This is a genomic window from Aphanothece stagnina RSMan2012 (assembly GCF_046764815.1).
GTDB lineage: Bacteria > Cyanobacteriota > Cyanobacteriia > PCC-6307 > Cyanobiaceae > NIES-981.
The window spans coordinates 20,451-27,268 of record NZ_JBKOUC010000028.1; the positions used below are offsets into that span (position 1 = coordinate 20,451).

A 6,818-nucleotide genomic window follows, 5' to 3' on the forward strand; every position below is an offset into this window, starting at 1 on the left:
AGGTCGGGGCAGGTTAAGGCCAAATGCTCGGCCGGAGGCAACGGTGTGAGCCTCGGGATTTCCCGGATCCGCCTCCCGGGCGCGAGCCGTCGCTCTCCCGGGTGCGTGCCGTGGCTGAGCGGTCTCCCCCCTGCCGCCTCACCCCCCGAGGGGCCAGGTCGGTGGGGCCGGCTCCAGACAGATCACCCCATCCACCAGGCTGGCCTGCTCGGCCAGTCCGGCAGGCGGGCTGCCCTCCGGTCCCCGGGCCACGGCGGTGGCGATCCGCAGCTGAAGCGGGCGCAGCTGCAGGGCGACGATCCGCGCGGAGCGGTCGCCTTGGCTCCCCGCATGGGCCGTGCCCCGCAACCGACCCCACACCAGCACATGGCCGGTGGCGGTGATCCGGGCGCCGGGGTTGACGTCGCCCAGCAGGAGCACCGATCCCTCGCTCTGGAGGTGATCGCCCGAGCGCAGGGTGCCGCGGTGCAGGGTCAGGGATGGGGGGAAGGGATCGTCCCCGGTGGCCGGAAGTGTGGCGGGGAGAGTGGCAGGGCGAGTGGCAGGCGGTGGCGGCGGATCCCCGCTGCCGCCGCGATGGGTGTCCAGGCCCAGGACCGCGCCCGCCACCAGGGTGCGCGGGTCGCTGCTTCGGATCGCCTCCAGAGACAGGCCGGCGGCTGTCAGCCGTGAGGCGATCGCCCGCAGCTCCCGCACCGGCAGCCACCAGTCCGAGGCCTGGAGCTCGAGGCCCCCGCGGGCCAGCGTGGGATGCAGCAGCGCGGCCGCGTCCAGCGACCGTTCCACCAGGTCGAGGGCCCGTTGCTCGGGGCTGGCCCCCGGCAGCGCCAGCACGTGCCGTTCCCCGAGCCGGTTGGCGGGCATGAGGACGGCGCCGAGCGGCGAAAGGGTCATCAGACCTCGATGCGATGCCGCAACTTAGGGGCCACCTCGGCGGGATGGATCAGCCAGGCCAGCTCCACCGGTTGGCTCAGGCTGCGCACCAGGGCTGACCTCTGCTCCAGGGCCTGGAGGTGCCGGCCGTCCCAGAGGCGAAGCCCGCCCGCATAGGCGTGGTAGCCCCGGCTCTGACGCTGCTGCAGAGCACAGCAGCCATCGGCGGCGAAGCCCTCGGCTTCGGCCAGCTGCCGCGCCAGGGCGAGCAGCTCCAGCCGACGGGCGGGAGCGTGGAGACTCACGTCGGTGGCCTTCAGCAGGCGCCGCTGCAGCAGCCTTCGGCAGGGCTCGGCCAGTTCGGCTGGAGCCTCCTCCATCCAGCGCTCGAGGTGGTAGCCGGTGCGGATGTCGTCGTTGGCGAGGTAGGTCTCCAGATCCAGATCCTGTTGATCCCAGAGCCACTGGGCCATCACGCCGTCGGCCCAGACCAGCTGCGGCCCCAGACGGCGCGCCACCTGGATCACCCGGCAGAGCAGCCAGTTGCAGACCACGTTCAGCCGGTGGTTGTAGACACTGCGGTACATCAGGTTGCGGACCACCAGGTAGTGCTCCACGGCCATCAGTCCCTTGGGATGCAGGGCCAGGGTTCCGTCCGGCGCCAGGGTGAGCGCCGCCAGGATGCGTTGGAGGTCCAGTCGGCCGTAACTGGTCCCGGTGCTGTAACTGTCCCGCAGCAGGTAGTCGAGCCGGTCGCAGTCGAGCTGGCTGCTCACCAGGGCCTTGATCGCCGGGCTGGGGTGGCGGCCATGCTCCAGCAGGTCGGCCACGGCCTCGGCGGTGCCGGGGGCCAGGGCCTCCATCGGTCCGCGCAGGGCGGGGTGGTCCCGAACCAGGCGCCCGGACCAGGCTTCGTGCTGCAGGCCGTACATCTCCTCGCCGGAGTGGCTGAGCGGCCCGTGCCCCACATCGTGCAGGAGCGCCGCGGCATAGAGCACGGCGCGATGCTCGGCCAGCTGGGGATGGTGCCGTTCCAGATTCCGCAGGGCGAGGCGGGCCAGCTCGAGCACCCCCAGCGAGTGGGTGAACCGGCTGAACTCGGCTCCGTGGAAGGTGAGGAAGGCAGGGCCGAGCTGACGAATGCGCCGCAGGCGCTGGAAGGGAGCCGTGTCGATCAGCGCGATCGCCAGCGCTTCGGCCGGGTCTCTGTCGTCCAGCCGGATCGCGCCATGGAGGGGATCGTGATACGAGCGCTCGGTCATGCCTGCACGTCCGGCTGCACCAACCGTCCCAGCAGCAGATGGGCGGCCTCATCCAGCCAGCTGTCGCCGTCGCCACCGGGGTTGAGGGGTTCCGGCGCCGGGAGGAGGTGGTCCGGCGCGATGCCCTGGTTCTGAATGTCGCGCCCGCTGGGGGTGAGGTAACGGGCCACGGTCACGGCCAGACCGCTGTTGTCCCCCAGCGAGATCAGGGTCTGGATCAGTCCCTTGCCGAAGGTGCGGGCGCCGGCCAGCTCGCATCGCCCGTTGTCCTGCAGGGCCCCGGCCAGGATTTCGCTCGCACTGGCGGTGCCGCCGTTCACCAGGGTGAGCATCGGACCGCTGTAGAGCAGGCCTGGACCGGCCTGCAGCGGCGAGCTCAGGCCCCCGCGGTCCTCGGTCTCGACGATCGGTCGGCTGTCGAGCAGCTGGTCCGCCACGGCCAGCCCCGCACTGACCAGGCCGCCGGAGTTGTTGCGCAGATCGAGGATCAGCCCCTCGATGTCCTGCGCGACCAGATCCTGCAGCGCCTGCTTCACCTGCTCCGGAACGGGCTCCGCGAACTGGGTCACCCGCAGGTAGCCGATGGTGTGCCCGTCCAGCCGCAGGCGTCGGCTGCGTACCGGCCTGAGGTCCACCTGGCGCCGTTCCAGCACGAGCTCTCGGGGCCCATCGCCGCCGTTCACGGTGACCAGCACCTGGCTGCCGGAGGGGCCCCTCAGGGCCGCCGCCGTGCCCTCCAGGCCGAGGCCCATGGCGTCCTTGCCGTCCACCTGCAGCAGCTCGGTGCCGCTGGCCACCTGGGCCTCGGCGGCTGGGGAGTCGTCCAGGGGGGCGATCACCACGATTCTCTGGTCGCTGGTCCTCTGGTCGCTGCTCGTCTGGTCGCTGTCCTGCAGGCCGATCTGCAGCCCCACGCCGCTCACGCTGCCCTGGGTGCTGGAGCGCAGGTTGGCGTAGTCGGCCGGACGCAGCAGGCGGGTGTAGGGGTCCCCCAGCGGAGCAAGCATCGCCTCGATGGCGTCATAGGCATCGTCGGAGCTGGAGATCGGACGCTCCAGGGCTTTCTGGCGCAGGCGCCGCCAGTGCACCGCCTCGAACCGCTGCGGATCCACGTAGCTCTGGTTGACCAGGCGCCAGGCTTCCACCACCAGTTGCTGCGCATCGCTGAGGGCCAGGGCCGCAGGGGCCCCCAGCAGCAGGGCGACACAGAGCAGCAGGGCCAGCAGCTGGGATCCACGGCCGTTCCAGGCCCGGCGGGCTGCCGGGGGGGCCGGTGGCCTGGACGGCAGGAACGACGGGCGTTCAGTGCTCACGGAGGCTTCGAGGCGTTGCGTAGACTCTCGCAACCAAACCACCCAGCTGCATGGCGAACACTCCTGCTGGAAAGTCGTCCCCGGTCTACGACTGGTTCCAGGAGCGCCTCGAGATCCAGGCCATTGCCGACGACATCTCGGCCAAGTACGTGCCCCCCCACGTCAATATTTTTTATTGCCTTGGCGGGATCACGCTGGTCTGCTTTCTGATCCAGTTCGCGACCGGCTTCGCGATGACGTTCTATTACAAGCCGACCGTCACCGAGGCCTATGCCTCCGTCCAGTACCTGATGACCGACGTCAGCTTCGGCTGGCTGATCCGCTCCGTGCACCGCTGGAGCGCCTCGATGATGGTGCTGATGCTGATCCTGCACGTCTTCCGCGTGTACCTCACCGGCGGCTTCAAGCGCCCCCGGGAGCTCACCTGGGTCACCGGTGTGACCATGGCTGTGATCACCGTCTCCTTTGGCGTCACCGGCTATTCCCTCCCCTGGGATCAGGTGGGTTACTGGGCCGTCAAGATCGTCTCCGGCGTTCCCGCGGCCGTTCCCGTGGTCGGCGACTTCATGGTGGAACTGCTCCGCGGCGGTGAGTCCGTCGGCCAGTCGACCCTGACCCGCTTCTACAGCCTGCACACCTTTGTGATGCCCTGGCTGCTGGCGGTGTTCATGCTCATGCACTTCCTGATGATCCGCAAGCAGGGCATCTCCGGTCCCTTGTGACCCTTCGACACCTTCGTTCATCAGTCCCGATCCGAGGCCTTTAGCCTCTTCTCCATTCAGCGATCCCTGCGCCCGGCCAGACGCCATGCACATCCTCAAGAAGCCTGACCTCACCGATCCCGCCCTCCGCGCCAAGCTGGCCAAGGGGATGGGCCACAACTATTACGGCGAGCCCGCCTGGCCCAACGACCTCCTCTACATGTTCCCGGTGGTGATCCTGGGGACCATCGGCTGCATCGTGGGCCTCGCGGTGCTGGATCCGGCGATGCTGGCCGACAAGGCCGATCCCTTCGCCACACCGCTGGAGATCCTGCCCGAGTGGTACCTCTATCCGGTCTTCCAGATCCTGCGCGTCGTTCCCAACAAGCTTCTGGGGATCGCCCTGCAGACCATGATCCCGCTTGGCCTGATGCTGGTTCCCTTCATCGAGAGCTTTAACAAGTTCCAGAACCCGTTCCGCCGTCCCGTGGCGATGGCGGTCTTCCTGTTCGGCACCGTCTTCACCATCTACCTCGGCATCGGTGCAGCTCTCCCGATCGACAAGTCCCTGACCCTCGGTCTCTTCTGATCGGCTCCTGCCTCCCGGCGCGCTGATCCCCGTTCACCAAGCTTCCACCGCGGCCGATGGCCGCGGTTTTTTTTGTGCCAGCCCCAGCTGAGGCCATCAACCCTGCAGCTCAGCGGCGGAACAGTCCCGGGGCCCGCTCGGGATCCAGATCCAGCAGGGTCACATCCTGCGGCTTCACCCGGAGCAGGTGATGCAGCAGCAGAAAGCCCACGATGGTCCAGGTCTGGTAGGTGCGGGCCTGTTGGCCCACCCAGGTGCCGGTGGGGCCGTCGAAGTATTCCGCCCATTGCTGCCTTGGCAGCTGGTTGAGCTGGCTCCAGTAGCACTCCTCGAGCATCGCCTTCATCTGGCCCATCAACAGCAGGTCAGCCTCCGGGTGCTGCTGTTCGTGCAGCAGGATCGCCCCCCCGAGGAACCAGAGCAGGCTCGGCCAGTGCCCCCCGTTGTGGTAGCTCCAGGGCCAGTTCTTGGGATCGGAGCCGGTCTTGTTGCGCCATTCGATGTCCTCCATCGGCGGATGGCAGATCCGCATCGGCATCTGGGCCATCAGATCGGCCCGGTTGTGCAGCACCAGGCGGAACAGTGCCCGTTGCTGGGGTGCGGTCAGCAGGCCGAACAGGCAGGCCAGGGAGTTGCCCAGGCTGTAAAAGCGGAAATCGGGACGCCCGGTCCGCATGTTGCCGATCAGGTAGCCGCCGCGGTTCTCCAGCCAGTCCTGCAGCCAGGGGGGAATGACCTGGGGCTGCACGTTGAACTCGTTTTCATGCTGCTGATCGCCGTACTGCTCGGTCGGCCGGCGCCGCAGCACCTGCATGGTCTTGCTCGTCACCCAGTAGTGCTTGAGGAGGAACGAGCGCAGGTCATGCAGCCACTGGCGGGTGAGGCCGAGGCGCTGATCCAGCAGCCGGCTCATCGAACTCGCCTGGGCCAGCTCCATGAGGTTGCAGCAGCTGCGCAGGCAGCCGTACAGCAGCACCTCCACCTCCAGCGGGGCTCCCCAGACGTCCATGGGGCGATCAATCATGAAGGCACAGTCCGGCACGAACAGCACGGGTGTGCCCTCGAAGGTCGGGTGGAGCACCAGGTCGAGCAGCAACTGCACCCCCCGCTGCACCCGTTGGCTGGTGGCGAACTCCACGTCCTGACTCCGCTTGACGTAGAGCCAGCAGATCACCGGCCACCACAGGCTGGCGTCCACCGAGGTGATCCGGCCGATCGAGCGTTGGCCGTAGTCGGCCAGCAGCTGTCCGTTCTCCTCCACGAAGCTGGTGGGGAAGACCCCACGGGTCTGGTACTTGGTGCTCTGCAGGTCCAGGCAGACGCTGAGGAAGTTCCGCACGATTTCGTGGCGTCCCTGTAACAGCAGGTAAAGCATCACGGGCACGTTGTCCCGCAGAAACACCTCGCCGTAGTTGGCTTCATGGCTCTTGCGGGGGTGTTCCAGAGCCGCCACCGACCCCACCAGGGTGCCGTTCACCCGCACCAGGGTGCGCTCGAAGTGCTCCCGGGCACTGGCCACCACCGCCTCCTCCCGGGAACTGGGCCGTACCCGGAGCTGCCCCTGGCTGAACTGCGGTGCCATCGATCCCCTGGCTTGGGCCCACCGGCCCGGCTCCCAGAAGCTAGGCAGCATCAGGGGTGTGGTCAGCTCTTGCCCCGTTGATCGGGTCCGCGCAGGGCTGCTGCCTGGAGTGTGGTAAGTTATTGGACTGCGCCCCCGAGCGAAAGCTGAGGGGTTAGCGGGGCTTACGGGATCAGGAGGCGCGAGCCGAACGGTGTTGTAAGTTTTCTGGGTCGCCGGGAGGCGACGGCCACCGAGAGCTCCGGGGAACCGGGGTGGAGGAGGCAGAACCTGGACAACCGAAACGTTTAGGAACTGACGCTTTCACTGCGTCACGGGGTTCCTGGAACAGGGGAGGAGCTGCTGAGTGGGCGAAGGCTGAGAGGCTGGAGCTGCCTGGTGGTGAGACCGCTGTTGTGGGGATGGACGTGACGAACGAGCAGTGAAGGTGTGAGGTCCCGTCAAAAGAAACAAGCGACTGGTGCTGCCACGCGAGCAGGGGGTGTCTTCTCACGAGAG

Annotated in this window: 6 protein-coding genes; 2 read left to right on the forward strand and 4 right to left on the reverse strand. The window is 67.9% G+C overall.

Going from position 1 to position 6,818, the window contains the following annotated elements:
- Positions 1-138 precede the first annotated feature (138 nt).
- Genes ACLNEE_RS14890 through ctpZ form a run of 3 tightly spaced genes read right to left on the reverse strand, consistent with a single transcriptional unit; the run spans position 139 to position 3,448 of the window.
- On the reverse strand, positions 139-894 hold the full coding sequence (locus tag ACLNEE_RS14890) for a septum site-determining protein MinC (protein WP_411423703.1): 756 nt from the start codon (positions 892-894) through the stop codon (positions 139-141).
- Positions 894-2,135 carry an HD domain-containing protein gene (locus ACLNEE_RS14895; protein ID WP_411423704.1) on the reverse strand — a complete coding sequence of 414 codons (1,242 nt, stop codon included), beginning with the start codon at positions 2,133-2,135 and terminating at the stop codon, positions 894-896. Before ACLNEE_RS14895 ends, ACLNEE_RS14890 begins: the two co-directional genes overlap by 1 nt.
- Positions 2,132-3,448, reverse strand: a complete 1,317-nt coding sequence (gene ctpZ / locus ACLNEE_RS14900) for a carboxyl-terminal processing protease CtpZ (RefSeq protein WP_411423705.1) — start codon at positions 3,446-3,448, stop codon at positions 2,132-2,134. Before ctpZ ends, ACLNEE_RS14895 begins: the two co-directional genes overlap by 4 nt.
- A gap of 50 nt (positions 3,449-3,498) precedes the next feature.
- On the opposite strand from ctpZ, the gene petB reads away from it, so the two are divergent.
- Together petB and petD are read left to right on the forward strand one after the other, a co-directional pair.
- Entirely contained in the window at positions 3,499-4,170 is a 672-nt protein-coding gene (gene petB / locus ACLNEE_RS14905; RefSeq protein WP_411423706.1) for a cytochrome b6, read from the forward strand.
- An 85-nt stretch (positions 4,171-4,255) separates the two neighbouring features.
- Positions 4,256-4,738, forward strand: a complete 483-nt coding sequence (petD, locus tag ACLNEE_RS14910) for a cytochrome b6-f complex subunit IV (RefSeq protein ID WP_411423707.1) — start codon at positions 4,256-4,258, stop codon at positions 4,736-4,738.
- A 109-nt stretch (positions 4,739-4,847) separates the two neighbouring features.
- Here the strand turns inward: petD and ACLNEE_RS14915 are convergent, their stop codons facing one another.
- Positions 4,848-6,320, reverse strand: coding sequence for a glycoside hydrolase 100 family protein (locus tag ACLNEE_RS14915; protein WP_411423708.1), 1,473 nt, complete (start codon positions 6,318-6,320; stop codon positions 4,848-4,850).
- Positions 6,321-6,818: the final 498 nt, after the last annotated feature.

Coding starts and splice junctions, on each gene's coding strand:
- petD (WP_411423707.1), top strand. CDS start 4,256: ATGCACATCCTCAAGAAGCCTGACCTCACCGATCCCGCCCTCCGCGCC.
- ACLNEE_RS14915 (WP_411423708.1), bottom strand. CDS start 6,320: ATGGCACCGCAGTTCAGCCAGGGGCAGCTCCGGGTACGGCCCAGTTCC.
- petB (WP_411423706.1), top strand. CDS start 3,499: ATGGCGAACACTCCTGCTGGAAAGTCGTCCCCGGTCTACGACTGGTTC.
- ACLNEE_RS14890 (WP_411423703.1), bottom strand. CDS start 894: ATGACCCTTTCGCCGCTCGGCGCCGTCCTCATGCCCGCCAACCGGCTC.
- ACLNEE_RS14895 (WP_411423704.1), bottom strand. CDS start 2,135: ATGACCGAGCGCTCGTATCACGATCCCCTCCATGGCGCGATCCGGCTG.